The organism is Sedimenticola hydrogenitrophicus, from assembly GCF_029017505.1.
Taxonomy (GTDB): Bacteria; Pseudomonadota; Gammaproteobacteria; order Chromatiales; family Chromatiaceae; genus Sedimenticola; species Sedimenticola hydrogenitrophicus_A.
In genome coordinates this window covers 68,992-93,696 of sequence record NZ_JAQGEI010000014.1, presented here as the reverse complement: position 1 = coordinate 93,696, position 24,705 = coordinate 68,992, and the positions used below count along the sequence as shown (strand labels likewise).

At 61.6% G+C, this 24,705-nt stretch carries 40 protein-coding genes and 1 pseudogene; 12 read left to right on the top strand and 29 right to left on the bottom strand.

Translation table 11 applies throughout. The features are described from left to right. Positions 1–12: 12 nt before the first annotated feature. The 21 genes from O9K64_RS10830 to O9K64_RS10730 all read right to left on the bottom strand — a co-directional run bounded on the left by O9K64_RS10830 (position 13) and on the right by O9K64_RS10730 (position 11,993). Entirely contained in the window at positions 13–1,188 is a 1,176-nt protein-coding gene (locus O9K64_RS10830) for a phage tail sheath protein (protein WP_275098079.1), read from the bottom strand. Between the two features lies 1 nt (position 1,189). Next, entirely contained in the window at positions 1,190–1,843 is a 654-nt protein-coding gene (locus tag O9K64_RS10825) for a hypothetical protein (RefSeq protein WP_275098077.1), read from the bottom strand. Positions 1,844–1,854: 11 nt separating this feature from the next. Further along, entirely contained in the window at positions 1,855–2,493 is a 639-nt protein-coding gene (locus O9K64_RS10820) for a gp53-like domain-containing protein (RefSeq protein ID WP_275098076.1), read from the bottom strand. Continuing rightward, positions 2,486–3,061, bottom strand: a complete 576-nt coding sequence (locus O9K64_RS10815) for a phage tail protein I (RefSeq protein WP_275098074.1) — start codon at positions 3,059–3,061, stop codon at positions 2,486–2,488. The genes O9K64_RS10820 and O9K64_RS10815 overlap by 8 nt, the downstream gene beginning before the upstream one ends. After that, positions 3,058–3,294, bottom strand: coding sequence for a hypothetical protein (locus O9K64_RS10810; protein ID WP_275098073.1), 237 nt, complete (start codon positions 3,292–3,294; stop codon positions 3,058–3,060). Before O9K64_RS10810 ends, O9K64_RS10815 begins: the two co-directional genes overlap by 4 nt. Then, complete coding sequence (locus tag O9K64_RS10805; protein WP_275098072.1) at positions 3,287–4,186, bottom strand: baseplate assembly protein; 900 nt, start codon at positions 4,184–4,186, stop codon at positions 3,287–3,289. The genes O9K64_RS10810 and O9K64_RS10805 overlap by 8 nt, the downstream gene beginning before the upstream one ends. After that, positions 4,183–4,506 carry a GPW/gp25 family protein gene (locus O9K64_RS10800; protein WP_335342275.1) on the bottom strand — a complete coding sequence of 108 codons (324 nt, stop codon included), beginning with the start codon at positions 4,504–4,506 and terminating at the stop codon, positions 4,183–4,185. Before O9K64_RS10800 ends, O9K64_RS10805 begins: the two co-directional genes overlap by 4 nt. 9 nt (positions 4,507–4,515) lie before the next feature. Beyond that, complete coding sequence (locus tag O9K64_RS10795; RefSeq protein ID WP_335342274.1) at positions 4,516–4,938, bottom strand: PAAR domain-containing protein; 423 nt, start codon at positions 4,936–4,938, stop codon at positions 4,516–4,518. Between the two features lie 21 nt (positions 4,939–4,959). Then, positions 4,960–5,391, bottom strand: a complete 432-nt coding sequence (locus O9K64_RS10790; RefSeq protein ID WP_275098070.1) for a phage baseplate assembly protein V — start codon at positions 5,389–5,391, stop codon at positions 4,960–4,962. A gap of 62 nt (positions 5,392–5,453) precedes the next feature. Further along, complete coding sequence (locus O9K64_RS10785) at positions 5,454–5,915, bottom strand: phage virion morphogenesis protein (protein WP_275098069.1); 462 nt, start codon at positions 5,913–5,915, stop codon at positions 5,454–5,456. Then, complete coding sequence (locus tag O9K64_RS10780; protein WP_275098068.1) at positions 5,912–6,421, bottom strand: phage tail protein; 510 nt, start codon at positions 6,419–6,421, stop codon at positions 5,912–5,914. Before O9K64_RS10780 ends, O9K64_RS10785 begins: the two co-directional genes overlap by 4 nt. Further along, entirely contained in the window at positions 6,418–6,633 is a 216-nt protein-coding gene (locus O9K64_RS10775; protein ID WP_275098067.1) for a TraR/DksA C4-type zinc finger protein, read from the bottom strand. Before O9K64_RS10775 ends, O9K64_RS10780 begins: the two co-directional genes overlap by 4 nt. A 2-nt stretch (positions 6,634–6,635) precedes the next feature. Beyond that, the gene (locus tag O9K64_RS10770) at positions 6,636–7,223 is read right to left on the bottom strand and encodes a 3TM-type holin (protein WP_275098066.1); all 588 of its coding nucleotides are present in this window, start codon (positions 7,221–7,223) and stop codon (positions 6,636–6,638) included. After that, positions 7,210–7,761: a hypothetical protein gene (locus O9K64_RS10765; protein ID WP_275098065.1), complete on the bottom strand. Its 552-nt coding sequence runs from the start codon at positions 7,759–7,761 to the stop codon at positions 7,210–7,212. Before O9K64_RS10765 ends, O9K64_RS10770 begins: the two co-directional genes overlap by 14 nt. Continuing rightward, positions 7,761–8,318, bottom strand: coding sequence for a D-Ala-D-Ala carboxypeptidase family metallohydrolase (locus O9K64_RS10760; protein ID WP_275098064.1), 558 nt, complete (start codon positions 8,316–8,318; stop codon positions 7,761–7,763). The genes O9K64_RS10765 and O9K64_RS10760 overlap by 1 nt, the downstream gene beginning before the upstream one ends. Beyond that, positions 8,288–8,635, bottom strand: coding sequence for a DUF6107 family protein (locus O9K64_RS10755; RefSeq protein ID WP_275098063.1), 348 nt, complete (start codon positions 8,633–8,635; stop codon positions 8,288–8,290). The genes O9K64_RS10760 and O9K64_RS10755 overlap by 31 nt, the downstream gene beginning before the upstream one ends. Then, entirely contained in the window at positions 8,626–8,832 is a 207-nt protein-coding gene (locus O9K64_RS10750) for a tail protein X (RefSeq protein ID WP_275098062.1), read from the bottom strand. The genes O9K64_RS10755 and O9K64_RS10750 overlap by 10 nt, the downstream gene beginning before the upstream one ends. Further along, the gene (locus tag O9K64_RS10745; protein ID WP_275098061.1) at positions 8,829–9,293 is read right to left on the bottom strand and encodes a head completion/stabilization protein; all 465 of its coding nucleotides are present in this window, start codon (positions 9,291–9,293) and stop codon (positions 8,829–8,831) included. The genes O9K64_RS10750 and O9K64_RS10745 overlap by 4 nt, the downstream gene beginning before the upstream one ends. A 92-nt stretch (positions 9,294–9,385) precedes the next feature. Further along, positions 9,386–10,030 (bottom strand): phage terminase small subunit, encoded by a 645-nt coding sequence (gpM, locus tag O9K64_RS10740; protein WP_275098060.1) that lies wholly within the window; start codon positions 10,028–10,030, stop codon positions 9,386–9,388. Between the two features lie 70 nt (positions 10,031–10,100). Then, positions 10,101–11,144, bottom strand: coding sequence for a phage major capsid protein, P2 family (locus O9K64_RS10735; protein ID WP_275098059.1), 1,044 nt, complete (start codon positions 11,142–11,144; stop codon positions 10,101–10,103). A gap of 9 nt (positions 11,145–11,153) precedes the next feature. Beyond that, positions 11,154–11,993: a GPO family capsid scaffolding protein gene (locus O9K64_RS10730; RefSeq protein ID WP_275098058.1), complete on the bottom strand. Its 840-nt coding sequence runs from the start codon at positions 11,991–11,993 to the stop codon at positions 11,154–11,156. Between the two features lie 147 nt (positions 11,994–12,140). On the opposite strand from O9K64_RS10730, the gene O9K64_RS10725 reads away from it, so the two are divergent. From O9K64_RS10725 to O9K64_RS10715, 3 genes are all read left to right on the top strand, one after another. Further along, positions 12,141–13,901, top strand: coding sequence for a terminase large subunit domain-containing protein (locus O9K64_RS10725; protein ID WP_275098057.1), 1,761 nt, complete (start codon positions 12,141–12,143; stop codon positions 13,899–13,901). Then, positions 13,901–14,911: a phage portal protein gene (locus O9K64_RS10720; RefSeq protein WP_275098056.1), complete on the top strand. Its 1,011-nt coding sequence runs from the start codon at positions 13,901–13,903 to the stop codon at positions 14,909–14,911. The genes O9K64_RS10725 and O9K64_RS10720 overlap by 1 nt, the downstream gene beginning before the upstream one ends. Before the next feature lie 156 nt (positions 14,912–15,067). Beyond that, positions 15,068–15,829, top strand: a complete 762-nt coding sequence (locus O9K64_RS10715) for a DNA adenine methylase (protein WP_275098054.1) — start codon at positions 15,068–15,070, stop codon at positions 15,827–15,829. Positions 15,830–16,077: 248 nt separating this feature from the next. Here the strand turns inward: O9K64_RS10715 and O9K64_RS23790 are convergent, their stop codons facing one another. The 8 genes from O9K64_RS23790 to O9K64_RS10680 all read right to left on the bottom strand — a co-directional run bounded on the left by O9K64_RS23790 (position 16,078) and on the right by O9K64_RS10680 (position 19,674). Then, positions 16,078–16,335 carry an ogr/Delta-like zinc finger family protein gene (locus O9K64_RS23790; protein ID WP_420493167.1) on the bottom strand — a complete coding sequence of 86 codons (258 nt, stop codon included), beginning with the start codon at positions 16,333–16,335 and terminating at the stop codon, positions 16,078–16,080. A 608-nt stretch (positions 16,336–16,943) separates the two neighbouring features. Continuing rightward, positions 16,944–17,123: a hypothetical protein gene (locus tag O9K64_RS10710; protein ID WP_275098053.1), complete on the bottom strand. Its 180-nt coding sequence runs from the start codon at positions 17,121–17,123 to the stop codon at positions 16,944–16,946. An 85-nt stretch (positions 17,124–17,208) separates the two neighbouring features. Continuing rightward, positions 17,209–17,823 (bottom strand): antA/AntB antirepressor family protein, encoded by a 615-nt coding sequence (locus O9K64_RS10705; protein ID WP_275098052.1) that lies wholly within the window; start codon positions 17,821–17,823, stop codon positions 17,209–17,211. Positions 17,824–17,839: 16 nt separating this feature from the next. After that, a complete protein-coding gene (locus O9K64_RS10700) occupies positions 17,840–18,046 on the bottom strand; it encodes a hypothetical protein (protein WP_275098051.1) in 207 nt (68 codons plus the stop codon). A 1-nt stretch (position 18,047) separates the two neighbouring features. Beyond that, positions 18,048–18,251, bottom strand: coding sequence for a hypothetical protein (locus O9K64_RS10695; protein ID WP_275098050.1), 204 nt, complete (start codon positions 18,249–18,251; stop codon positions 18,048–18,050). Between the two features lies 1 nt (position 18,252). Then, positions 18,253–18,822 (bottom strand): hypothetical protein, encoded by a 570-nt coding sequence (locus O9K64_RS10690; RefSeq protein WP_275098049.1) that lies wholly within the window; start codon positions 18,820–18,822, stop codon positions 18,253–18,255. Beyond that, a complete protein-coding gene (locus O9K64_RS10685; protein WP_275098048.1) occupies positions 18,815–19,441 on the bottom strand; it encodes a Bro-N domain-containing protein in 627 nt (208 codons plus the stop codon). The genes O9K64_RS10690 and O9K64_RS10685 overlap by 8 nt, the downstream gene beginning before the upstream one ends. Positions 19,442–19,512: 71 nt before the next feature. Further along, on the bottom strand, positions 19,513–19,674 hold the full coding sequence (locus O9K64_RS10680) for an Arc family DNA-binding protein (RefSeq protein ID WP_275098047.1): 162 nt from the start codon (positions 19,672–19,674) through the stop codon (positions 19,513–19,515). A gap of 104 nt (positions 19,675–19,778) precedes the next feature. Here O9K64_RS10680 and O9K64_RS10675 point away from each other — a divergent pair, with 104 nt between their 5' ends. The 9 genes and pseudogenes from O9K64_RS10675 to O9K64_RS10635 all read left to right on the top strand — a co-directional run bounded on the left by O9K64_RS10675 (position 19,779) and on the right by O9K64_RS10635 (position 24,615). After that, positions 19,779–20,066, top strand: coding sequence for an Arc family DNA-binding protein (locus O9K64_RS10675; protein WP_275098046.1), 288 nt, complete (start codon positions 19,779–19,781; stop codon positions 20,064–20,066). Between the two features lie 376 nt (positions 20,067–20,442). After that, positions 20,443–20,703: a copper resistance protein B gene (locus tag O9K64_RS23785; RefSeq protein ID WP_420493166.1), complete on the top strand. Its 261-nt coding sequence runs from the start codon at positions 20,443–20,445 to the stop codon at positions 20,701–20,703. Next, complete coding sequence (locus O9K64_RS10665; protein WP_275098045.1) at positions 20,670–20,816, top strand: hypothetical protein; 147 nt, start codon at positions 20,670–20,672, stop codon at positions 20,814–20,816. Before O9K64_RS23785 ends, O9K64_RS10665 begins: the two co-directional genes overlap by 34 nt. A gap of 41 nt (positions 20,817–20,857) precedes the next feature. After that, positions 20,858–21,145, top strand: a pseudogene (gene petA, locus O9K64_RS10660) (ubiquinol-cytochrome c reductase iron-sulfur subunit); the annotation flags it as partial. Between the two features lie 80 nt (positions 21,146–21,225). After that, positions 21,226–21,528 (top strand): YHS domain-containing protein, encoded by a 303-nt coding sequence (locus O9K64_RS10655; protein WP_275098044.1) that lies wholly within the window; start codon positions 21,226–21,228, stop codon positions 21,526–21,528. After that, positions 21,525–21,809 (top strand): DUF5676 family membrane protein, encoded by a 285-nt coding sequence (locus tag O9K64_RS10650; RefSeq protein WP_275098043.1) that lies wholly within the window; start codon positions 21,525–21,527, stop codon positions 21,807–21,809. Before O9K64_RS10655 ends, O9K64_RS10650 begins: the two co-directional genes overlap by 4 nt. Before the next feature lie 8 nt (positions 21,810–21,817). After that, entirely contained in the window at positions 21,818–22,948 is a 1,131-nt protein-coding gene (locus tag O9K64_RS10645; RefSeq protein WP_275098042.1) for an NAD(P)/FAD-dependent oxidoreductase, read from the top strand. 195 nt (positions 22,949–23,143) lie between these two features. Beyond that, positions 23,144–23,275: a hypothetical protein gene (locus tag O9K64_RS10640; RefSeq protein ID WP_275098041.1), complete on the top strand. Its 132-nt coding sequence runs from the start codon at positions 23,144–23,146 to the stop codon at positions 23,273–23,275. A gap of 53 nt (positions 23,276–23,328) precedes the next feature. After that, on the top strand, positions 23,329–24,615 hold the full coding sequence (locus O9K64_RS10635; RefSeq protein ID WP_275098040.1) for a class I SAM-dependent methyltransferase: 1,287 nt from the start codon (positions 23,329–23,331) through the stop codon (positions 24,613–24,615). The last annotated feature ends 90 nt before the right edge of the window (positions 24,616–24,705 follow it).

The window sequence follows — 24,705 nt, the reverse complement described above, 5'->3', positions numbered from 1 at the left end:
GGGCGGCGGCGCTTACTGCTGTATCAGCTGCACCAGGTAATCATTGGTGATGCGGGAGAAGAACTGCAGGTTCTCCAGCGGCGGGATCGGGGTGTAGTCGTAATCGATATACAGCTTGCCGCTCTCCAGCACCTCCACGGTGTTCTTGTCCGGATCCACCCAGGCGTGGGCGTCCACGATATAGCCCAGGGCCTTGAGTTCGCGGAACTTGGCATTGACGCCTTCCACGATGTCGCGGATCAGGGTCTTGCTCATGGGCTTGTCCACCGCCCACATGTGCGCCTCGGCGATGGTGTCGGCCAGGATGTCGCCGGTGCGGGTGGCGGTCTCGAAGGCGAACTTGGGGTCTGCGCTGCAGGTGCGGGAGCCCCAGAAGCGGAAGCCGTCCTCGCGGATCAGGGTGGTGACCTCGTTGCTGTTGAGGTAGTTGGTATCGGTGGCCTCTGCCTGCAGGTCGAAATAGAGATCCTTGTTGATGCCGGTCACCCCGGCCACGGCGACGTTGGAGAGGTTCTTGTGCCAGCCGATATCGTTGTCGATCTTGGCGCGCAGGCCCAGGGCCCTGGCCACGGCCGCCAGCTCCACCTCCTGACTGGTTGCCACGTCCCAGCCGGTGAACTCCGGCCAGACCAGCATCAGGCGCTTGCTGCCGAAGTTGGCCCGGTAGGCGACGGCGTCTTCCTTAGTGGCGGCGCCGGCGCAGCTCACGTAGGCGAAGGCGCGCAGCTTGTCGGCGATGCCCTCGAACTCCGTGGCCACCGCCTGCACGTCCAGCCCGGGGGCGCCCAGGATGCGCGGCTTGAGGCCCAGCTTGGCCTTGCAGGTGAGCAGCGCCTGCAGGCCGGTGTGGCTGCCGTCAGCCTGCACGGTACCGATCACGTTGCTGGTGGTTTCGGCGGCGTCGATCCCCTCATCGACCCGGATCACGATCACGTTGGGGGCGATCTGGTCGAAGATGGCATCCATGGCGCCCGGCAGGGAGCCGTTGCCGTCCCCGACCAGGTCCAGCGCGCCGGCCTCGGCCCGGTTGCCGGCGATCAGCACCGGCGTGTTGAGCGGGAACTTGGCCGCGTCGGCATCCGGCGCGGTGCCGACCAGGCCGATGACGGCGGTGTTGATCATGCGAATGGGGCGGGTGCCCTCGGTAACTTCGGCGACGCGTACGCCGTGGTGGTAATCAGCGGGCATTTCAGGCCTCCATGAGCGCTTGAACTAGGGCATTGATGGCGGACACAATGGCGTCCGCCGCGTTTTGTTTTTCGGTGGGATCCGCAGCGGCCACGGCCCCGGGCAGTTCTGCACGAGCCGCTTCCGCGCGGGCGCCGAACTGGTTGAAGGCTTCAGCCTTGGCAATGATCAGGTCGGCCAGATCGCGCTTGGTCATGCCGCGATGGGGCGCTTCATACGCCAGGTAGGGGTAGTCGTTGGCCGATACCGTGCCGGGGTACCCGGCATCCCGGAAGCGCAGGGACTCCTGGTACTTCTGCTCGTAGCGGGTGGCGCGGCTGGTGAGTCTGGTGTAGACCATGTCGCAGAACCCATCGATGCGCTGTATGGCGTCCGAGATGATCTCGGCATCGGTGGGTGGCTGCGGATCAATCAATACCGGCCGGCCATCAGCATCCGGCTGTATGCGCTGGCCGGCTGCCTGGCCGGCGAGCAGCGCGACGTGATCTGCTGCCGAGATCTCTACGGCGTCGGGCGGGATCAGACAACCCGGGTTTTTCTCCATCCAGCGATCAATCGTTTCGCCCGTTTCCGGGTCAGTCTGCACGACCTCAATCTGGCGCGTACCGTGAATTTCCTCGGCGTAGAATCCGCCAGTTGACGTTGCATAGAACATTACTAATCCTCCTAGTAGCCGATGGCGATATACGTCACGTAGTAACCGGCTCCGCCAGTTGTCGTCCATGCATCAAACCCAGTTGTCGTCTGTGACGACGCTGAAACTGGCGTGCCGTTTGGATTCTGTTGCCCGGCAAGCGATGGGCAGACACACAGGACACCGTTAGGGAACGTGACAGGGAACGTGATCGCCAACGGCGAAGCCGTTGTGCTTTTCAGAACATTCTTGTTCCACTGCACGATCAACCCACCGGGCAACTTTTGATACCCGTTGTACGTCGGCGACCGATTCGATCCCTGCAGCGCCGCAGCCAGCGTTGCCGGCGTAATCGCCCGCACTGCATCGGTCAGCGCTTGCGCCTCGGCCGGGGAGGCTAACTCAATAATCCCCTGCACGACCTCGGACGCCGCACCAGGCGCGTCGTCCGCAGTTAGGTATTGCGGGTGCGGATCCGCCTTGACTTCATGATCGGCCACGCTTTCGGCCGCCAGCAGATTGGCGAGCAGGTTCTTCAGGTACAACGTGCGGTTGGCCAACTGCTTGGCCTGCAGGTTGTCGATACCTTCCGCGCCGCCCAGCACCGGGTCGGTGATCTCGAGCTGATAAATACCGGCTTCCCACTGATCGGCTTCTGGCAGGTCAGCCATAGGTCAGGCCTCCATTGTGTTTCTGTGAACCATCCCGGCTGTAGGTACCGTTGTGGTGCAGTTGCATGTAGCGCAGGGTCTTCAGATGACTGCGCGCGTTCTTGTAATGGCGGATGCGGGTGCGGATTTCGTCCACCGTCGCTTGGTCCGGAATGGCACCGATATTCAGCACCACATCAAACTCGTAGGGGTCCAGCAGGACGCCGTGGGTGATGGTGGCGCTGCGGGTATAGGTTCCGTCGCGCAGGAGCTTGACCCGCTCCAGCACTTCAACATCACCGTAGCCCATGGCCTGCAGGGCGCGGCGCAATCCGCCCGGGGTGCCCTTGGTACGGTGCACCGCCACCGATTCGGCGATGACCGCGCGCTGGGTCGCCTCCGGCCAGCTGCTGTCCCACACATCCACGGACAGGGTCCAGGCCAGCCAGGGGAGCAGCGAGGCCGGGCAGGATGCAGGGGTCCAGAGATCGCGCAGCGGCACATCAATGGACTCGATGGCGCTGTTGATGGCGGCCTCGGCGGCCAGTTCCAGGGCGCTGGCGTTGGGCGGCAACAGGCGGGTGGTCATATCCCGATCACCTCGTCATCGCCTTCGTCGTGCTCGATGCTCTTCTGGCAATGGTCCGGGTCGAGCCGGTGCAGGGCCCGGCAGATCCAGTAGCAGCCGCGGCAGCGGCCATCACGCACCGCCCGCCCCATGCGGCTACTCAGGGTCTCGTCCGGGTCGCCGGCCAGCAGGGCGTTGACGAGCTGATCCAGGGCGATCAACAGATTCCAGCCGTAGCGTCTGGGCTTATTCATCCACACCCCCGGCGGTGACGGTGATCGACGAGCAATAGGCCGCCTCGGTGGAGGAGACCGGGATATCAGCCGCCGGCGAGGCGATCACCACGTTCTGTACCCCCAGCTGATGCAGGGCGGCGAACAGTCCGGATCGGGTGATGTCGTGGCCCAGGAGGTGGTGTTCGGTGACGTAGGTGGACGCGGCATCTTCAGCGGCCTGGCGCGCGACGCTGGATCCAGGCCCGTCGTAGAAGGTCAGGGTGGCATCCACGGCATAGGGGATGATGGTGGCGCCCTGTACCGTGACGTTGTCGGTCAGCGGCCGGATGTTCTCGCTGTTGATCACCTGGAATACGGCATCCTGCAGTTCCGGGGTGGCGGTGCCGTCACCCTCGGTGGACAGCACGGTGACCAGCACTTCGCCCGGATTTGGGCTTTCAATGCCGACGTCCAACACGTCCGGGGAGGCGGTCAGCGCCCAGAATATGTAGGCGCCTTCCGGGCCGGCGGTGCTATGCCCTTCCAGCGAGAGCTGGATGCGCTGGCGCAGCCGCTGATCGGTCTCATAGGTGGGCGGGACCGGCGGCACGGCCGTGGCGTCGCCGGCATCCACCAGCAGCCGTTCCACGCCAAACAGGGCGCCGAGCTGATCCAGGTCGCTACCGGTGGCGTAGGCCAGCATGACGGCGCGGGCGGCATTATTGACCCGCTGGCGCAGGGTGAGCGCTATATAGGCGGCCGACTCCATCAGCTTGGTCAGCGGTTCACTCTCCAGATCCAGCAGGGCGGCGTGTTCAGGAGCCCGGGCAATAAAGTCGGCGCGGATGGCGGCCAGCAGGGTTTCGTAATCGAGCGCCTCGATGACGCCCGGGGCGGCCAGATTGGGGAGATCGATGGCGGTGAAACTCACAGCGACACCTCCAGCGAGACATCCCCATCGACGGTACGGCCGTCAATGATCAGTTTCAGTCCGCCCTGTTCTGCCTGGGTCATATCCAGTTGGATCCGGTGCAGCTGGATTCGCGGTTCCCAGCGCATGAGGGCGTCGGCGGTGGCGGCATACAGCGCCAGGATGGTGGCGCTGGTGATTGGGGCATCGAGCAGGCGAAACAGGCCGGACCCGTAGTCGCGGCGCATCACCCGCGACCCGATGGGGGTCGTGAGGATGTCCGCGATGGACTGCCGGATATGCTCGAACCCGTCCAGGGTCCGGCCTGTGGTCGCCTGCATGCCCATGGTTCAGCCGCCGGCGAATACGTCCGGCGAGCCCTGGCTGCAGGCTGACCCGCAAGCGACCGGGTCGCCGATTCGCGCCAACTGCCGGCCGTTGACAAAGACGCTACCGCTGCCGGCGGCCAGTACGCTGGCATGGGTTTCCGGGATACTGGGGCAGGTGTGCGCCGCCCAGGCGTCGCCCTGGCGGTGGGCGGCGATACCGTTCGCGAACACATCCGGCGAGGCTTCGACGTTGGGACGGGACGGCCAGCAACCGTGTCCGGTGCATTGGTCTCCCAATCGGGTGACAGCGGGCATGGAAACCTCCTGTAGGTCGGCCGCGATGGCGTGGCACTCGGTGCAGTGTCCAACCTGGCCGCTGGCGCTGGCTGGCAGGGCGATGAAACAGAGTAGGGCGGTGATGAACAGCAGTGGTAATCGGCGCATGGTTATCTCCCAGTGGGTCAATTAGTTGAGGTCAATGCGTTGACCGTTGATACGCACATTGCCGCCGGCGACCAGATCGATGTCCCCCGCGGCGTGAATGCTCAGTTTTCCGGAGGCCCGGTCATGCTCGATCCAGCTGCCGTTGCCATAGTCCACGCGGTGGATGTCCGGGCTGCTGGCGTTGGCCGGGTGCGCCGCCCGGTAGATGGCCGGCAGGGCGTAACCCTGTGCCGGGTCTCCGCCCGGGGAGAGCAGCAGTACCTGCTCGCCGACCTCCGGCGCCCACCAGCTGCGATCGCCGCCGGCGCGTGAGGTGAGCCAGGGAACCCAATCTGTTTTGAGCCCACCCACCTTGATGCGTACCCGGGCGGTGGCGTAATCGGCCTCCGCCACCACGCCGGGGCGGATGAGGTTTTCAATACGGCGGGCCAGTTCAACAAGCGTAAAGTCCATGCGCCTGATTATGCGGGGAGGCGTGAGCCCTGGCAGGCGCGACAGGCGTTAAACCCCCGGGTTTAACGCTCGTCCAGGAGGTGACTCAGTGCGGTCTCTGTTATCGCGTCACGATCATCGGCGGTGAACCCCAGCAGGATGCGGCGCGCGTACTGGTAGAGTGGCCCGCCCGGACTGACGCGATCCAGCTTGCCCTCCTGGTGTACCAGGGCAATCCGCGCGGTTTTGCCGGAGTAACCCACCGCCACCTGGCTGGCTGTGGTGCGGATCTTCAGGTGCCGCGCCTGGCGCAGTTTGCGGAACATTTTTGCCTGTCGTCTGATGCGTCCGCGCTTTCTTGTTGACCGTTCCTTCCGTGGTTCGAACGGTGTGCCGTCCGGGTTTTGCTGGCGGTCGATCCGCGCCTGTTGACCGGCGCGCAGCTGGACCGCGAGCTGCCGCAGCAGGCGCCGGCGCGCGGCCGGGGTCAGCTGGTCCAGCAGCGGCTGTACCCAGTTCTCCAGGGCGGTGAGGTCATCGCTCATAGCGGATAGGATTCATACTTGCCGCCATTCACCCAGTCCGCCATCGGCTCGTCATTGAGCAACACCTCCAGGGTGGCGCCCGGTATGGTGACGGGCAGGATGCTGGGTTCTGTGCAGTGGTTCAGGGTGATGCCTTCGGCCGACTCGGAGACCGTGATGGTCTCGGTCAGGGTCAGGGTGATGGAGATATCCGTCTGGCGGTGATCAATGATCTCCGCATCAAAAGTGAACGCTTCGCCGTCGTGGTCCGGCTGGTACTGGTCCAGCCACTGGAGGATGAAGAAGGCCAGCTTGTCCACGGCGTCGGCATAGCCGATGACGATAAGCTGCGCCGGGAACACGAATTTGAAGTTCTTGTTATTGCCGCCCGGGTAACTGATCACTTTGCCCTTGTCGATGAAGGTGATCAGGTGGTCGGGGTTAAGCCCCAGTGGTGCCGCCAGCAAATACTCCCGCAGGGCATTCAGTTTCACGAATCCACCGGCCGGCTGTGTGTCTGCGCTCATCGGCCACCCCCGGTTTTATCGCGCAGTTCATTGTCCTGCTGGCAGGTGATACAAAGGCGGACGCCGGGGATGGCATCGCGCCGGGCCTGCGGAATCTGGTCGAGGCACTCCTCGCAAGTTGCCGCGCTGGCGCCGCGGTATTGCACACGGCGGGCAATGGCCTTTTCCCGTTCGTGCTCTTCGAGTTGAGAGGCGCTGTCGTAGAAGTCCATGTCTACCCAGCCAGCCGTTTTGCCAGGGCGGCCATCAGTCCGGGTGCCGGCTCCTGGCCTGCATGTACCTGCTTGTCTTTTGAGCGACTGGTGACATTGACGCCCAGCACAGCCAGGGCGATACCCCACAGACCCAGAAGGGCGGCCAGTACGCTGCCCAGCGCCCCGACAACGGCCGCGAGATCTGCCGGATGCTGATAAGCGACCAAGCCAAGGATGAAGGTGAATCCGGTCATCTGCACGAACCACGCGAGCGCCGTCAGATACCCGTATGTCGGCCGCCAGCGGCGCACATAGGGATCAATACTCGCCGCCTCGGCGCGCATGGTCTGATTGACCTCGGCCAGGCGGGCGGTCTCCGCTTCAAGGTGCATGCGGGTCAGGTCCGCCTTGTTGTCCAGCTCCATCTGGCGGATACGCTCCAGCGAGGCCGGGTCCTGCAGCGCGGTCGCCACGGCGGCGGGGTTCGCCTCCGTGCCCAGGGCCGAGGCCACCAGGGCGCCGACACCGGCGCCGGCCGGGCCTAGCAGCAGGGTGCTGACCAGCGGCGCCGCCTTGGCAATGGCGCCGCTTATATCAGACCAATCCATACCATCCCTCCAGGTAGAGCCCAGCGGTGATCAGCGCCCCGGCAATCCAGCCGCGCAGGTACTCTTGATGTTCCCAGTTGCCTGGTTTTGGGCGCTCTACCCGCACCGTGATCCAGACCGCCAGCGGCATGGCGATGGTGTAGGCGGGCAGCGCCAGCAGCAGGCGCGGGTCTAACAGCGCCAGCGGCACGAACCCGATACCCCAGATCACGCCCCTGGCCACCAGGGCCAGCCAGGCGTTATCCAGCAGCGGACCGCGCTGCCACCATGCCGCGCGCTCAGGGTCGGGTTGTCGCCCGGTCAGTGCGCAGCCGATGGCTTCGCCCCAGCCCGGCAACATGCCCACGTACATGGCCACCATGATCGGCAATGTCAGTCCGTCCCAGGGGTGGCCGAACAGGGCGGCCATCAGCCAGCCGTATATCAGGCGGTCTACGTAACCCGAGACCAGCAGGTGGTAGTGGTCGCCGCGCAAACGGTCAGCGCCGCCGAGTAACACAACCAGCAGCAGTTGCTGGGCGAATAGTGACCAATCCATCAGGCGGCCTCCTTGTGGTTATTGTGACGGGCCAGGGCGTCGTCGATGGCGATCAGCCCTGGCATGTAGACGGTGCGGGGTTTGCCGATCAGCCGCGGCACCTTGATGGCGGTAAGCCGCTCCATGCGGGCCGGTTCGGGCAGGGCGGCGGACGGCACGGAGACGTGCACCCATGCGCCGTACTCGTGTATCAGCTGGTCGTAGCCGGTGACGTGGTCGCGCAGCCAGGTCGCCACCTCCAGAGGGGTGTGCCCGGTGACCACGAGGTCGGCCGCCTGGCCGTACTGATGCTGTGAGGTTGGCGCGCCACCGATCAACCGGTTGAGCTTTGGCGGGCGATAGCCGGAGGAGATATGCGTCGGGCCCAGGGCGTCGCGCAGCGGCTGCAACACGCGGCGGCAGAGGCGGCGCAGGTTGAAATAGATCACGTCGCCCTGGCAGACGGACATATCAATGCCCCGCCGGGCCGCTATCTGTGAGCGGGTGAACTCATCCAGGAAGAAGTTGGTGGATAACTGCACCCGGCTCACCGTCGCCACCCCTTCAGCTCTTCCCATGCCTGGATCAGGCCGATCTGGCGTATCCGCTCCAGGGACCGGGCGGCGGCACCCAGGGTGAACCAGGCGCTGAACCCCACCGCCGCGGCGACGAAGATCACGGTTTCGGTATCCGCCGGGAGCTGCAGCCGGCGGATGATCATGTCGGTACTGATGACCGAACTGGCCAATCCGACATACCCGCGCAGGAACGCCTCCTTTTTTGATCGGGGTATGAGCACCGCCATCGCTATGGCGGCACCGGTGCCGCCCGCCAGCGCGGTGATCAGCTTGCCCGCTGTGTACTCCTTGATCGGCATGTCTGTTTTCAGTCCCATAGGTTGACGGTTTTGATCTCGGCCTGGACGGTGATTTCCGGCAGGGTGATGGTGACGCCGGACGGGATGACCGGGCCACGCTCCGCCAGCCCGGGATTGGCATCCAGTACCTGTTCGGTGACGCCGGCGGTGCGACCGTAGTGACGCCGACAGATCTGGTCCACCGTGTCGTTCTGCTGGCTGATGACCGTGGTCATATCAGCTCCACGATGGTGCGGGGCAAGCCCTTGAGCGCACGCAGGGATTCGCGGGTCTGCTGCAGGTAGTCACCGGTGGTCAGGTTCAGATCATCGGCGCGGCCGTGGCCTGCGCCGGTGCTGTCGAAGTCGCGGAAGCGCTCCACCAGCAGTGCTTTGGCGCGGCTGTAAACGGCGGTGAGGTAGTGGGTGATCTTCTCGGAGGTGCCGTCGTAGCTGTCCGCCGGCACGTCCGCCAGGGCGGCATGACCGGCGGCCTCCTGCTCGGCGCGCCACGCCTTCAGCTCGGCATTGGTGGCTACCATGGCATTGATCAGTGCATCGATCGCCACTTCATTTTTAACCGTGGTGTCGATGCGATAAAGGGCGCGGAAGTTGTCCAGATTCAGGTCCGGATAGAAGGCCAGGTTCTTGACGGTGAGGCCGCTTTCCTGACTGGCGCCGGTGGCGATAAAGCTCATCAATACCCCTAGGAATAGAGTGGCGGCTTACGGTGCTTCGTGTAGCGGGAGCTGACTCCACACCGGGCCGCCAGGCCCGTAGGCCGGAGAACTCAGTTTGCCTGCTGGATCTCGCGTTCCAGCTTCTCGATTTGCTTCTTCACGCCGCTGCGATCATGCAGCTGCAGGGCGCGTTTCAGATGGTCCAGGGCGGCCGGTTTATCGGTATCGCTCAACTGGATGCCGATTGCCTTCTGCAGCTTGGCCCGCACTTCGTCGGGCATGTCCCGTTCCACCGTCATCTCATACACGGCCAGCAACATATCGGTGGGGATGGCGGCAGGGTCCCGGGCGGCATTGTCCGCCACCTCTTCGGCCAGGGTGGTGGCGAGGTCGCGCTTGTACTGGTCCGGCATCCGCAGACCATGAGCCAGGGCATAGGCGGCGATGCGGATCGCGCCAGGGATGTCGCCGGCATCGATGCGCCAGAGCATGATGGTCATCAGCACATCATCCTGTACCCCAGATCCGGATTCGATGACGCCCTCCACATAGGGGACGTACTCGGGCAGGATCTCGGCCTTCTTGGCGCACTTGAGTTCGGTGCTCTGGATGGCCTTCAGCTGGCGCTTGTGCTGGGCCAGCTGGGCCAGCATCAGTTCGTACTGGGTGGCGTCCGAGTAGCTGTCCAGGTCATCCGCGGCGGTCTCGCTGGCCGCCTTGGTCTTCATGAAATGCTTTTTTGCCGGGGTCAACATGGGTGGTCCTCATCTGGTTTCAAAAATCCCCGGCGCGCGGCCGGGGACTCTTCAGCTCATGCGCTACCGGTTATGCCCAGCCGCCGATGCCGTCCGGCAGCTTGATGTTGATGCAGGCGGCGGCGCCGGTCAGGTCCTCGATCACGTAGGCCTCGTTGACCGATTCGAAGTTCTCGATCCGGTCGCGCCGCGCGTTGTCCACAATGGTGCGGCGCCGGGTGCCGTTCTGGTGGTAGATGGAGAGGTTGGAGTCTCCGCCGGCACTGAGCAGCGAGATCATGATGCTGCGGTCCGGCACGAACGGAACCTCGGCCACCCGCAGGCCGCCCAGGCGCTTGTTGCTGATCATCAGATCCAACGCCCGGGATTCGGTCGGGGTCTCCGCGTGCGTGTTGATCATGGGGAAGTACTTCTCGTCCACCAGGTCGGCGCCACAGATAGCGGTGAAGGTGGTGTTGCGCCGATGCCAGGGGGCCAGCAGGTTGCTGCGCATGTCGTACACCAGGGCGTCCAGGTTTTTATAGTCGCCATTGGGGCCGACACGCACCTCGCCGACCACGGTGCCCTGGTCCATGAATCGGGCGGGGTCCTCGGCCAACAGCTTCGCCAGCCAGCCGATGTTCACGTCTTCCAGCAGCGGGTTGGCGTTGCGGTCGGTGGTTGCCGCGGCGGATGAACCGTTAAACCCGATCATGATCCGGTCCAGCGCCTGCTGGCGGATGATCTGGTTGCGGATGCGGGTCTGGAAGTCGGGGAACTTGGCCCAGGCGTCCAGCTTGCCGTAGGTCAGGTGGGTGTCGAAGTTGGTCTGCTTGCAGAAGTAGCCGCGGTCATCCACACCGGACGGGTCCTGGGGCTCGCGGTCGGCAAGGCTGGTGTCGGTGCGGCCGGCGATAGTGGAGCCGAGCGAGAGGCCCAGCTTTTCGCCCTGCTGCTCGCCGACGCCGATGATGTTCACCTCGCCGAGGAAGGCGCTGCTCTCCTGGATGTGGTTCTCCAGGGTCTGCTCGACGCTGGGGGAGGCCGCGAACTTCTTGGTGGCATCCGGTACACCGTTGACCGCTGCCACCTGCTCCAGGTAGGCGTTGAAAAGTTCTCTGGTTTCGTTGCGCATTGGGTGCTCCTAGCAATCGGTCTGGATGTGTACGGTGCCGCCGGTGGCGGCTGGGCGGTTGAACTGTTGGCCTGCGACCTCTCCCTGCAGCTGCGTTTTCAGGTCGCTGAACTGCTGACTCAGGGCGTCATGGGCGGTCTTCAGTTCGCTGTAATCGGTCTGCATCTGGGTGAAGGCGGCGGGGTCCGGCTGGCCCTCGATCAACGCCTGCTGGCTCTCGGCGATCTGCATCACCGCCGCATCGATATCGCTGAGATAGTTGTCGGTGTCCTTCTTGTGCAGACCCAGCAGAGCCTTTACGCGGGTAAAAAGGGTGGGCGTCCCAGCCCCACTACCGTCCTTGTTTCCAGCATCATCGTCGGAGGAGTCCACAAACTCGATTTCGGTTTCCAGGCCGACAGAGTAGAGGTGCTCATCATCCATGGTCGGGCCATGGTAGAGGGTGGAGCCTGCACTGAACGCCAGGCGTTCGGTACCGAACGAGGCGGGGGAGTCGGTGACGGCCAAGCCGGTCAGCCACGCCTTACCCTTGCTGAACGTCAATTCAATGGAGCTGTAGATCTTTTGTGCCCGCTGGTTGATGGCGATCAGTTCCGGCAGTGGTTCGATCTGGGCATAAAGCCCCATGACACCGTCATCTTCTTTGGCCTGGACGGCGTACACGTCGCCCAGGGCATCGAAGGGGCCGCCCGGCACATAACCGCGGACATGCTCCAGCCATACCCGGGCGCCATAGCGCTTGCTGTCAAAATTGGAAACCGCGTCATTGATATCCTGCCGGGTGATCTTGCGGCCGTCGATGGTGTCGCCTTCCTGCGCCACCCGGAAAAATTTTGAGCGCTTCTTCATGGGCATTGGTCCTGTTTGCGTGCTCTTTGGGTTCAATGGAGAGGGTCGCGGCTGACGGCACGGATGGCAACGGGATCAAGCGTTAAACCCCGGGGTTTAACGCGCGCCCGTGTCAGCGCCGCCGGTTTTGCCGGGTAGCCTGTACCCATGACTGTTGCCTGTTCTCAATTGGACCCACGGCTGGAAGCCAAGCTGCTCTACTGGCAGGGCTACCGGGTGGCCTATATCGCCAGAAAACTGGGGCAGCCGCCGGCGACGGTGCACTCATGGAAGAAGCGGGATGAATGGGATACCAGCACATCGGTGCAGCGCACCGAGACCAGTCTGGAGGTCCGCCTGGCCAAGGTGATCGCGCTGGACGAGAAGACCGCCGGCGATCTGCGGGAGGTGGAGGTCCTGACCCAGGCGCTGGAGCGCACGGCGCGGATCCGCCGCTATGACCAGGGCGGCAATGAAGCCGACCTGAACCCGAAGCTGCGCAACCGCAATCGCAAACGGAAGAGCAAGCCGACCAGAAACGAGGTGCCGGAGGAGGCGCTGGAGCGACTGGAAGAGGCGTTCCACGATGAACTGTTCGGCTATCAGACGGAGTGGTGGAAACAGCGCGAACTGAATCGGCGCATCCGCAATATCCTGAAGAGCCGGCAGGTGGGCGCCACCTACTACTTCGCGCGTGAGGCGTTCATTCATGCCCTGCGCACCGGCCGCAACAAGATCTTCCTGTCGGCATCAAAAAATCAGGCTCACGTGTTCCGCCAGTACATCGTCCAGTTTGCCCGGGAGGTGGGCGGCATCGACCTGACCGGTGACCCCATCGTGCTGCCGAACGGCGCGCACCTCTATTTTCTGGGGACCAACTTCCGCACCGCCCAGAGTTACCACGGCGATCTCTATATCGATGAGTACTTCTGGATCCAGCGCTTCAAGGAGCTGAACAAGGTGGCCAGCGGCATGGCCATGCACAAGCAGTGGACCAAGACCTATTTCTCAACCCCGTCATCCATCACCCATGAGGCCTATCCGTTCTGGGACGGCAGCCACTTTAACCGCGGCCGCAAGAAAGACAGCCAGATCGTTATCGATACTACCCACGCCAATCTGAAGGATGGCCTGCTTTGCGAGGATCGCCAGTGGCGCCACATCGTCACCGTGGAGGACGCCGTCGCCCAGGGTTGCGACCTGTTCGACCTGGACGAACTGCGCCTGGAGTACAGCCAGGAGGAGTATGACAACCTCCTGATGTGTCAATTCATCGATGACACCGCCAGCATCTTCAGCCTGGCGGAGCTGCAGCAGGGGATGGTGGACACCTGGGTGGTGTGGAATGACTGGAAACCCTTCTCCACCCGGCCCTTCGCCCAGCGGCCGGTGTGGATCGGCTATGACCCCAGCCGCACCACCGACGATGCCAGCTGCGTGGTGCTGGCGCCGCCGCTGGTACCCGGCGGAAAGTTCCGCATCCTGGAGAAGTACAGCTGGCGCGGCATGGACTTCCCCGACCAGGCCGAGAAGATCCGCGCACTGACCAAGCGGTTCAACGTGCAGCACATCGGCATCGATATCACCGGTATCGGCTATGGCGTCTATGACCTGGTGAAGAAGTTCTACCCGGGCGCCACCAAAATCAAGTACAGCCCGGAGGTGAAAACCCGGCTGGTGCTGAAGGCCAAGGACGTAATCGGCTCTGGCCGGCTGGAGTTCGACGCCGGCTGGACCGATGTCCCGTCCGCCTTCCTGATGATTCGCAAGACCCTCACCGCCTCGGGTAATCGCGTCACCTATGAAGCGGCCCGATCCAACGAAACCGGCCATGCCGATCTGGCGTGGGCCACCATGCATGCCCTGGATAAACAGCCCCTGCAATCCATTGCCGGCGGGGGCAGCGGTTCAATACTGGAGATCTACTGATGGCCAAAAAGGCAAAACAGTCCAAGCGGACTCAGAACACAATCGCCGAGGCGTTCACCTTTGGTGATCCGTCACCCGTCCTGGAGGGGCGCGACATCCTCGGCCTGGTCGAAAGCTGGTGGAACGGCAAATGGTACGAACCGCCGATCAGCCGCCCCGGCCTGGCCAAGTCGTTCAACGCCAATCCGCACCACAGCAGCGCCATCTACGTAAAGCGCAACATCCTGGTCAGCTCCTACATGGCCCACCCGCTGCTGTCCAAGCAGGAGTTCTCCCGCCTGGTGCTGGACTACCTGATCTTCGGCGATGCCTACCTGCAGCGTGTCAACAACCGCATGAACGGCCCGCTGAAACTCAAGACCAGCCCGTCAAAGTACACCCGCCGCGGACAGGAAGATCGGTTCTGGTACGTGCCGAACCTCTACGATGCGCAGGAGTTCGATCCCGGGACCGTGTTCCAGCTGCAGGAGCCCGACTTCAACCAGGAGCTGTACGGGGTACCCGAGTATATCGCCGGTCTGAACAGCGCCTGGCTGAATGAATCGGCCACCCTGTTCCGGCGCAAGTATTACCAAAACGGCAGCCATGCCGGGTTCATCCTCTACATGAGCGATGCCGCCCAGGAGGAGGGGGATATCGACGCCCTGCGCAAGGCGCTGAAGGAGTCCAAAGGCCCTGGAAACTTCCGCAACCTCTTCATGTATGCCCCCAACGGCCAAAAGGACGGCATACAGATCATCCCGATCAGCGAGGTCCAGGCCAAGGACGAATTTTTCAATATCAAGAACGTCACCCGCGACGATGTCCTGGCGGTGCACCGGGTACCGCCGCACCTGATGGGCATCATCCCCACCAATACCAGCGGCTTCGGATCGGTACAGGACGCCGCCAAGGTGTTCAATCGCAACGAGATCGTCCCACTGCAGGAGCGGTTCAAAGAGATCAACGACTGGCTGGAAATCGAAGTGATCCGCTTCGCACCCTACGCCATTGAAGAAACGGCTGCCTGACAGCGGCCGCGCAAACGGGAGCGATGCCCGGAGTGCTGGAACACATCCGGGCAACACCCAACCAGGTGAGCAAGCACCAGATCGAGCCAAGACTCCCGACCGTGCACACGGCGGGTGGATTGTACTTATTCGCTTAAATAATTAAAAGGTATCAAGGTGCATAAACCCATCATTCCCTGGATCGGCGGCAAGCGTCGCCTCGCAAAACATATCCTTCCCCACATTAACGGGCACCAGACTTATGTCGAGCCGTTCGCCGGCGGTGCGGCCATCTTCTTTATGAAGGAACCCTCCAAGGTTGAGGTGATTAACGACATCAACAGCGACCTGGTCACTCTGTACCGAGTGGTGAAGTACCACCTGGACGAACTGATCAGGCACTTCCGCTGGGCGCTGGTCAGCCGGGAGGAATTCTTGCTGGCAAAGCGGGTGGACCCGGAGACCCTGACAGATATCCAACGGGCGGCGCGGTTCTTCTTCCTGCAGAAATCTGCCTTTGGCGGGCTGGTGCAGAACCGATCCTTCGGTGTGGCTGCCAGTACCCCGCCCAGGCTGAACCTGCTGCGTATAGAGGAGGATCTCAGCCAAGCCCACTTGAGGTTGGCACGAACCTACATCGAGCACCTGCCATGGGCCGAATGCATTAGACGGTATGATAAGCCGGAGACGGTGTTCTTTCTGGATCCGCCTTACTGGGGGACCGAAGGGTATGACGTGGAGTTCGGTCTGGAGCAGTATCAGCAGATCGCCGACCTGGCCGGATCGATCCAGGGGCACATGCTGATCACCCTGAATGATATCCCGGAGATGCGGGAGATCTTTGCAGGACTGAACATTGAAACGGTTCCCATCGCCTACACGGTATCGAAGAGCTCCCAGGCAAAGCGTAACGAGCTGATTATCCGAAACTGGCCATAGTCAAAACGGACACTCACCAACCACACCCGGCAGCCGCCGGGTTTTTTACGCCCACCGCACACGGCACACGCCTTCAGCCCGGCCACCGCCCAGGCCCAGGCCTCCCACCACCACGGCGCGCGCGCAGTTCTCCCCCCGCCGCGCCTGCCCGCTAAAAGTGTCGAAATTTACGCAGCCGCACATAAGCCCCAGCCCGGGGTGGGCCTGGCGCTAGGTGCGGTTGAGCGTCGGTCAGGGAATCGGCATATTCATGCAGTTTGCTGCAGCGATTTCTTAACGTTGTCGGTATTGATGTGGCTTGATATCGGAATCGATATAGCCGGATCGGGTAGGGCGGATGGACTCAGTGTCCGGACGGGCTCCTGGTAGAAAACACCGGTCCAGCCACACTCAACATTCGAGCAGGCGGCGGTGATTTCTCGGCACATGGGGGACAGTTGTTGGCTTCGTTTAACGGTGCAGTTTGAATGGCAGTGAGGGCATTGAGTAATGGTCGGGCGGGCCATTAATGATTCTCCATTATTATTAGAGCAGCGTGTTGTACAGGACTGATTTTACTAAAGAAATCTCTTCGTGTACTAAAAAATGTGCCGGGGGGGCGTCGGAAAAGGGTGGTCAGGGTTATTTTCCAAAAAACCGCACGTATCCTGTTGAAGTTGTTGAATAAAAAAACAACCCTTCAAAGGTGGTTTAGGGTGGTTTCAAAGGTTGTTTTTTGTAATGTACTGATAGTAAAGGGAATATATTTTTATAATAATCACCCCTATATAGGGTAATCAGATTACCCTCATATCACCAGAAAACAACCTTTTGGCGATTCGGAATTCTCCTGATTATTCAATAGGGTGCGTCGCTTTTGCTGACTTGATCACCATAACCACCTTTTTCCGGACCCCCCACGGATTTTCAGAAAGCGACCAAATACGGCCGGCGCTGCTCAAAACCATCCCTTATCCGTGTGGCCACAGGGATTATATGAAAAGTCATAATTATCAATGCGATATGATCTACTGGATTAATGGTGTCCACGGCGGGTAAGGTGTTAGCCGGTGCGGGGCCTGCCGCCAGCGGAGGGCTTTTTCATAAATTTATGAAATAGTCCAATCCTCGCCCTCTACGTTGATGCCTTGCTGGATTCCGGATTCGCTCGGTAGGGCGCGATCAGTTGGTCCACGGTCTCCGCATCTGATCGATGAACCCAATACTGCACCAGAACCAAGCCTTCCACTTGCCGGCGTGCCCGGTACCTGGCCTGGCGCTCTCTCTTGGTGTGGTCGTGTCTCTTATCGCTCATCTGATACCTATCATTGTTGCTTATCGTTACTAGTAACGGTATATCAGAAAAGGGGCCTTGCGGCCCCTTATTCCTTCCTGTTCGTTTATCTCAATCCATGGTCCGGCCCTGGATTTTGCACTGCCTCGATCTCAGCCAGTGTCGGCGTCGGCACACCCAACGCGTCATTCACCTGCTTGAACAGATACCACAGATTCTTCCGTTGCGCCGGATGGTCGGCCTCCAGCAGTTGCGCCAGCGTCTTGCGGCTCTGATCGCGCAGGGTCAGTGTATCCCTGAGCCGCAGCCCGTCGCGCGCCCGCTTATCCACGCCGGGCAGCGGCAGCATGTGACTGGCCTGTTCCAGTAACTCCTTCTCACGCGCATGCCACTCCGCCTCGATGCGCGCGCGCAGCTCGGCCTCGGCGCGGATGAAATAGCGCCGCACCTGCCGGCCGATGTCGTTGTTCTCGATCATGGCCAGCTCCTTGGCCATGTCCAGGGTCAGGTGGTAGTCAGTGCGGGGCCGGCCTCCAGTACTTTTACTCAAAATTGAGTAAAAGTCCTCGCCCTCGACAAAGCCGTATTCTTCGATGCGGTCCTTGATCCAGTCGGCGAATTGCTGCTTGCTCTCGACAAACTCCCACAGCACGCGGGCATTGCAGGTCTGGATAGAGGTACCCGACAGCTCGCGGGCTTCGATCTTGATTAGTTCATTCATGTCGATTTACATCTCCTTACAGATTATCCACGGTTTCCCGCAGCTCGCTGACCAGGCTCTGGGTGCTGTCGATAACGATCCGCAGCAGGCGGCTGGCGGCTTCCCGTTGGATCTCCGGGCCGCTCTTGCCGATCCCGATAGCCGCGGCATCCAGGGCCTGCAGGTGGTCATCGATCCAGTCGCACTGGTGGTTGATGCGTTTGCGCATCTGCTCAGAAGTCATGTCACACCCCCTGGCCGAGGGCGGCCCGATCGAGGGTGTCCATTTGCGCGTGGATGATGTTGCGTACGTCCTCGAGGTCAAGGAGGTCCTCTTCGAGGGAGTCGATGGCGGCGATCAGCGCCTGGCGGGTGTAGGCGAGCCCGCTACGCAGCTGGGCCGCTTGGTCTGCCGGGATGTCGCCCGGCCGGGCTGTGCGCTCAACCATGCTACACCCCCTTACCCGGCAGGGCCGGGGTCTGCTCGCCGAGGGGCAGGGGGAGCTGGTCGATCTCGGTGGTGCGCAGGGTGAGATCCGGCTGTGGCCAGGCAGCGAGGTGGCAGTAATACTCGATCATGCGCACCAGCTGGCGGTAGACCATGGCGTTCCTTGCGCCGGCGATGCGGTCGGTGAGGCGCTCGATCTCCTTGAGGTAGGCGTTGCGCTCCTTGGTGTCGGCCCCGTGCGGCCCGGCGAAGTGCCAGACGAACTCAGCCACGGCGACCTTGCAGGCGAGCGCCTTGGGCTGGCCGGACTCCATGACAATCAGCAAAAAGCCGATGGGGTGGTAGACCGAAACGTCCCTCATTTTGCCGTCAACGGCCCTCAGGTTGAGGGGTGTTGAGTAGTGCTCGATGTGTGGATTTCGGTCGAGAAGGTTGTCGACCGCCTTCTGTGAATCGGCGTATTCCAGCCACTCGCCGATGGCTTGGCGGGTGGCGTGGGGGATGCCGTCGACGTAGGCGACCTGGCTCAGGGCGATGTCGCCCCACTGGAAGCTCTGGGTGGTATTAGTCATGACAGTTCTCCGGGTATGTTGAAGAGCTGCCACCGTCCGGTTCCAATCGGGAAAGGGTGGCAGGCCGCACAGGGTTGGAACTACCGCCCGGAGAGCGGCGCACCCGAGGGTGCCCCCATGCGACCCGCCATAAAACGGGCGGGCACAAAAAAAGCGCCATCGAGTGAGCGCTTGTGCGCTCCGGGTCCAGCAGCTTGATCATCACCGTGGTGAGCTGCACCTGGTTGCCGGCGGGGAGGGCGCCGTAGTAGCCCTGCTTGCGGATGGCGGGTAGGATCTCCTCGCACACCCACTTGGTGAAAGCGATGGATTCGGGCTTTCTGGAGATAAAAGCGGTCTGATAGACAGCCGGTTCTGAGAGGAAAACCGCCTCTTGAGTGCCGCCAGGGGTCTGAAGATAGCAGACCCCTTGCCACTCTTCCGGGGTGTTTTTCAGACTCCCTGAAACACCTTTCCAGGCAATTCCAAGGGTTTCAAATACGTCCTTCGCGCAGAACCATGGCTCTCCATCGCGACCGATGGCGATGCGGACGTTATGAGTCTCGAAGTCGAACGGATTGGGCAGCACCTGAATGTTGGTGCTATTGCGGAAATTCTGATGTGGCGTATTATTGTTCATTGAACTGTCCTTACATTGTGGTTTGGGTGATGTTCATCGAAGGCTCAGGTGTTCCAGCACCTGGGCCTTCATCATTTCTGCTGTTCATTGACGTTGTCCTGTTTTTTGCTTTGCTCCAGCCGGAAGACGATTTCCGCATTCATGGTTCTATGGTTTTCTCCGGCCGTCTCCTGGATGTAATCCTTGAGTTCAGCAGGAAGCCTTACTTTTACTTGTGGGTCGGTTCTGCTCATATCTTCTCTTCTCCAAATTATTCAGATAAACCGTTGCGGTTCATTGGCAGTATGGACCGTCACGGTTTATTGTGTCAAGAACCGTTGTGGTTTATTTTTAGCGGATGAGTAAAGAACCCCCACAAATGAAGATCCGGCTTTCTCTTGAGCTAAAGCATTCGATTGAGAGTGCTGCAAAGGCGAATGGTCGAACAATGAACGCCGAAATCACTCATCGCCTGGAACAGAGCTTTGCTGTAGGCGATAAGGCCAAGGAATTCATGGATGATGATCCTTTAAAGGGGATCGTGGTGATGTGCGAGATGATGGGGCAGGGCATTGCCTCTATCGCCAGCCTGGCACTCAAGGCCGGGATCGATAGCGGAAAGGTCAAAGTGACGGAAAAAGAATAAGCCCAAAAAAGGGGGCTTCAGATGTTGAAATCAAATCTACAGTACAAAAAACGGCACCGAATATAACCTAACGTATTGATAAATTAGTAATCAACAAGTCCGGCCCCGGGCACCATATATCAATAACTCACTTTAAAATTCCACGATCAAGAACGAGGTGCGAACGGAAGCGTTTGCACAGCGAGTTTGCACAATCATTCCACCCGTCTTTTCGGGGCCTCCTATCGCCACTGCCAGTAGAATGATGGTCTGTCTAATTCCGGACGCCCTTCATCCAGCGGTTTACCGACAGATACGAACCTGGCGCTCTCGGGAAGTGACAAGGTAGATTGGTTCTTGTCAGAGCGCTTTCTATGGACCACTACAACGTATCGAGGTGGATTTCTATGGCGAAGACGATAGCGAGCGCGGTATCGGGTCCGGCCACTCCGAGGTGGCCGCGGGTGTCCGTATGCATTATGAGATCCGGCGCGAGTTCGCTCTCGAGAACACGGCTATCGACTGGCGCGGGTACGGGACCGATACCTTTGAGGAGGCCAGCGCGTCCCGGCGCCCGGTGTTCGTGTTGGTGTACGCCAACTGGTGCGAGAGGAGTGGCTACCGGTGGCGGTCAACTATGACGAGAACCCTGAACTAGCGCGCCGACTCGGGGTCAAATTTGTACCGACAACGCTGCTGCTCAGCCCCGAAGCGGAATTCGGGGATGAATCCATCTGCTGCCCGCTGCAGGCGCCAGAACGTCAGCAATGAAGACGATGAACAGAACAACCATGCGTTCGACTATGCCTTAGCTGTTCGTGGTGATCGGCATTTGCACGTATCTCGGCTGCATACCGACGTTCCGCCCGGAAGTGGGGCCACTGGGTCTCGGCCAGGACTGGCCGGGGGGCTACTTCTGTTCATGCCACGGTTCGAAGTTCGATTTTGCCGGACGAGTCTACAAGAATGTCCCCGCACCCACCAACCTGGTGGTGCCGCCGTACCGCTATATCAGTGAGACAGTGGTGGAGATTGGCGTCGATCCGGCTGCGGAGGTGGCGGGAATCGGTCCGGATAACAGCGGATTGCATCGGGCTTGAATCGCCGGGTGAGCCATCCAGAGTACTGATGGGGCAGAATTGGTAGTGCATGCGAATCGATACCGGTCATGGAGGTGAATATGGAAGGGCTACTATGGTTTCTGATTCTCGGAGGACTGTTCTATATCATGATGCGTTACGGTTGCGGGGCGCACATGGTGCATGGTCACGGAGGCCATGGCGGGCAGGCGGGCCACGGCGGATCGGCAGGCGAGCATACCGATCCTGTCTGCGGCATGACGGTAACGGCGGACCAGGGCTACGGCAAGATGCACCAGGGCACGCTGTACCGCTTCTGCAGCCGTAACTGCCTGGACAAGTTCGAGGCCGACCCGGATAAGTACCTGAAGCCCACCGGCAGCGATGTGGGAGGTGTGTCATGAAACCGGGGATCTCTCTGGTCGCGGTGGGCCACGCTTCCAGTCTGTTTCTGGCCATCACCTTTACCCTGTGCGTGGCGTTCGATCTGTTGTTCCCCGCGCGTGCGATGTACCAGACCTGGCAGGCGCTACTGCCGGGTTTCGAGTGGCTGAGCTGGCAGGGCTTTTTCCTGGGACTGATCGAGAGCTACGGCTACGGCTGGTATTTCGCGCTGGTCTGGGTGCCTATTTATAACGTGTTTGCCGCGCGCAGCGCCAGCGCAAAGAAAACAGCACGGCAATAGGAAGTGGAATGATGAGTGACACCGCCATCGAAATCGCCGGGGCCGGGCCGGCCGGGCTGGCGGCCGCCATCACCCTGGCGCGCGCGGGACGGCCGGTGATCGTGCACGAGGCACAGGCCGAAGTGGGCTACCGCTTCAAGCGCGATCTGCAGGGACTGGAGAACTGGACCACCCGGCAGGATGCCCTGGCGGTGTTGCGGGAACTGGGGGTCGCCACCGACTTCAAGCGGCTCCCCTGTCGCCAGGGTACCGTCTTCGACGCCTGGGGTAAGGCGTATGCCATCTACAGCCACGAGCCACTGTTTTACATGGTGGAACGCGGTCCCGGGCCGGACACGCTGGACACGGCGTTGTTGCGCCAGGCCATCGGACTGGGGGTGGAGGTGCGCTTCAACAGCCGGGTCCAGCAGGTGCATGGTCCCGCCATCTTCGCCACCGGCCCGAAGGCGGCCGATGTCATCGCGGTCGGCTATCACTTCGACACGCATATGGCGGACGGCTTCTGGGCGATCTGCGACGACGATCTCGCCCCTAAAGGGTATGCCTATCTGCTGGTCATGGGCGGCAAGGGTACGGTGAAGAGCTGCATGTTCACCGGCTTCAAACAGGAGGCACGCTACGTGCAGCGCACCGTCGAGGCATTCGCACGACTGGTCGGACTGGAGATGATCGACCCTCGTCCACACGGCGGCGTGGGAAATTTCCGCATCCCGGTCACTGCGCGTTCCGGCGCGCATGCGGTGGTGGGTGAACAGGCGGGCTTCCAGGACACCCTGTGGGGGTTCGGGATGCGCGCGGCCATGACCTCCGGGGTGCTGGCGGCGTGCAGTCTGCTGGAAGGCAGCGACTACGACAGGCTTTGGCGGCAGGAACTGGGGGCGTTGATGGCAGCGGCGATGGTGAACCGCGCCCTGTACGGCCTGCTGGGCAATCGCGGTTATCGTTGGCTGCTGCACCAGCAGGAAAACCGTTCGGATGCTCGTGAACTGTTGCATCGCTACTACTGCCCTTCACTCGTCAGACGGCTATTGGCACCGCTGGCACGTCGGCGTTTCCGGAGTCAGCGCAAGGACGAGAGTTGCAATCACGTCGATTGCAGCTGCGTCTGGTGCCGGCATGGCCGGGAGTGGCATGCATAACGCTGGTTGGCGGCCCGGCCGCAAGAGGGATGACAGCTTGGCTGTTTGTCAGTGACACGGCGTCAGTGTCGGCATATGGCCGCATCGGTCTGACGAAGAGAGGTACTCCACAGGTTCGCTGATCGGTGAACAAAAGGCCCGCACGGCACGGGCAAGGAGGTCGCGGCCGCGCTCTACGACAAGCTCGAGCAAGTGGTGTTGCCCCTGTACAACGACAACCGCCCGGGCTGGATCGCGGTCATGAATGGCACCATCGCCAAGAACGCATCGTTCTTCAACAGTCACCGCATGCTGCGTCGCTACACCAGCGACGCCTATGTGCGCTGACCGGCCACGCGGAGGATTCGACAATGGTCCTGCACCAACGTCAAGCAGCATCAATGGAACTCACCGCATCGGCACGCGCCCGGCAGATCTTGCAACGCGTGTTCCGCGGTTACCCGGGCAGCTTGGCGGTGCGCCTGTGGGATGGGGTCACCTTGAGCTTCGGGGCGGGAGCGCCTGAGGTTACCCTAATTGTTCATGAGCCCCGCCTGTTGCGTAACCTGATTCTGTTTCGTGATCCGTTACGACTGGCCGAGGCGTACTTCCAGGGCTGGTTGGACGTCGAGGGTGACCTCTATACGGCCCTGAAAATGCGGGACCATCTCCAGACCCTGAACCTGTCCGTCTTCGAGAAGGCGGACTTCCTGTTCGCGGCGCTGTTCATCGGTGGCGCATCCGCTTCCGTCCATGCGGCACCGGCACTGCGCAGTTTCCAGACCGTGCGGCCGTGGCGTGCTCATTCGAAAGGCGGCAGCCGCGAGGCCATCGCCTTCCATTACGACGTCTCAAACGCCTTCTACCGGCTGTGGCTCGACGAGCAGATGATCTACTCCTGTGCCTATTTCGAGACCCCGGACGACAGTCTCGACCAGGCACAGTGCAACAAGCTGGACCATATCTGCCGCAAGCTGCGACTCAAGCCCGGTGAACGCCTGCTCGATATCGGCTGCGGCTGGGGCGCGCTGATCCGCTGGGCGGCGAAACATTACGGCGTGCAGGCGCACGGCATCACCCTGAGCCGCAACCAGTACGACTATGCTCTGGAAAACATTCGGGACGAAGGGTTGCATGATCGGGTCACGGTGGAACTCAGGGATTACCGCGAGCTGCAAGGGGAAGCCCGCTACGACAAGATCGCTAGCGTCGGCATGTTCGAACATGTCGGTCTCAAGAACCTGCCGCGCTACTTCGACCTCGCCAGGCGTCTGCTCAGGCCCGGCGGGCTGTTTCTCAATCAAGGCATCACGCAGGATCGGGAAGGCTGGGGCGAGTCCGTGGGCACGCGTTTCATCAACCGCTACGTGTTCCCGGATGGCGAACTGGACACGGTCGGCAATGTGCAGCGCGTCATGGAGCACGCCGGTTTCGAGATCCTCGACGTGGAGGCGTTGCGGCGGCATTACGCACTGACACTGCGGCACTGGGTCGAGCGGCTCGAGAGCCGCAAGGCCGAGGCGCAGAGCCTGGTGCCGGAATCCATCTATCGTCTCTGGCGCCTGTACATGGCGGCCTGCGCGCTGCAGTTCGAGCAGGGCACGATCGGCGTGTACCAGATTCTGGCAGCCACTAGGGACGGCAGTCCGGATCGGTTGCGGCTGACGTGGAGGGATCTGTATGACTGAAGATGCGCGAAGAGGTGAGGGGACCGCGATGGGCGGCACGGCAGGGCAGGTTGTATCCGGACCGCGCCGCGGGGGACCACTCTGATATCG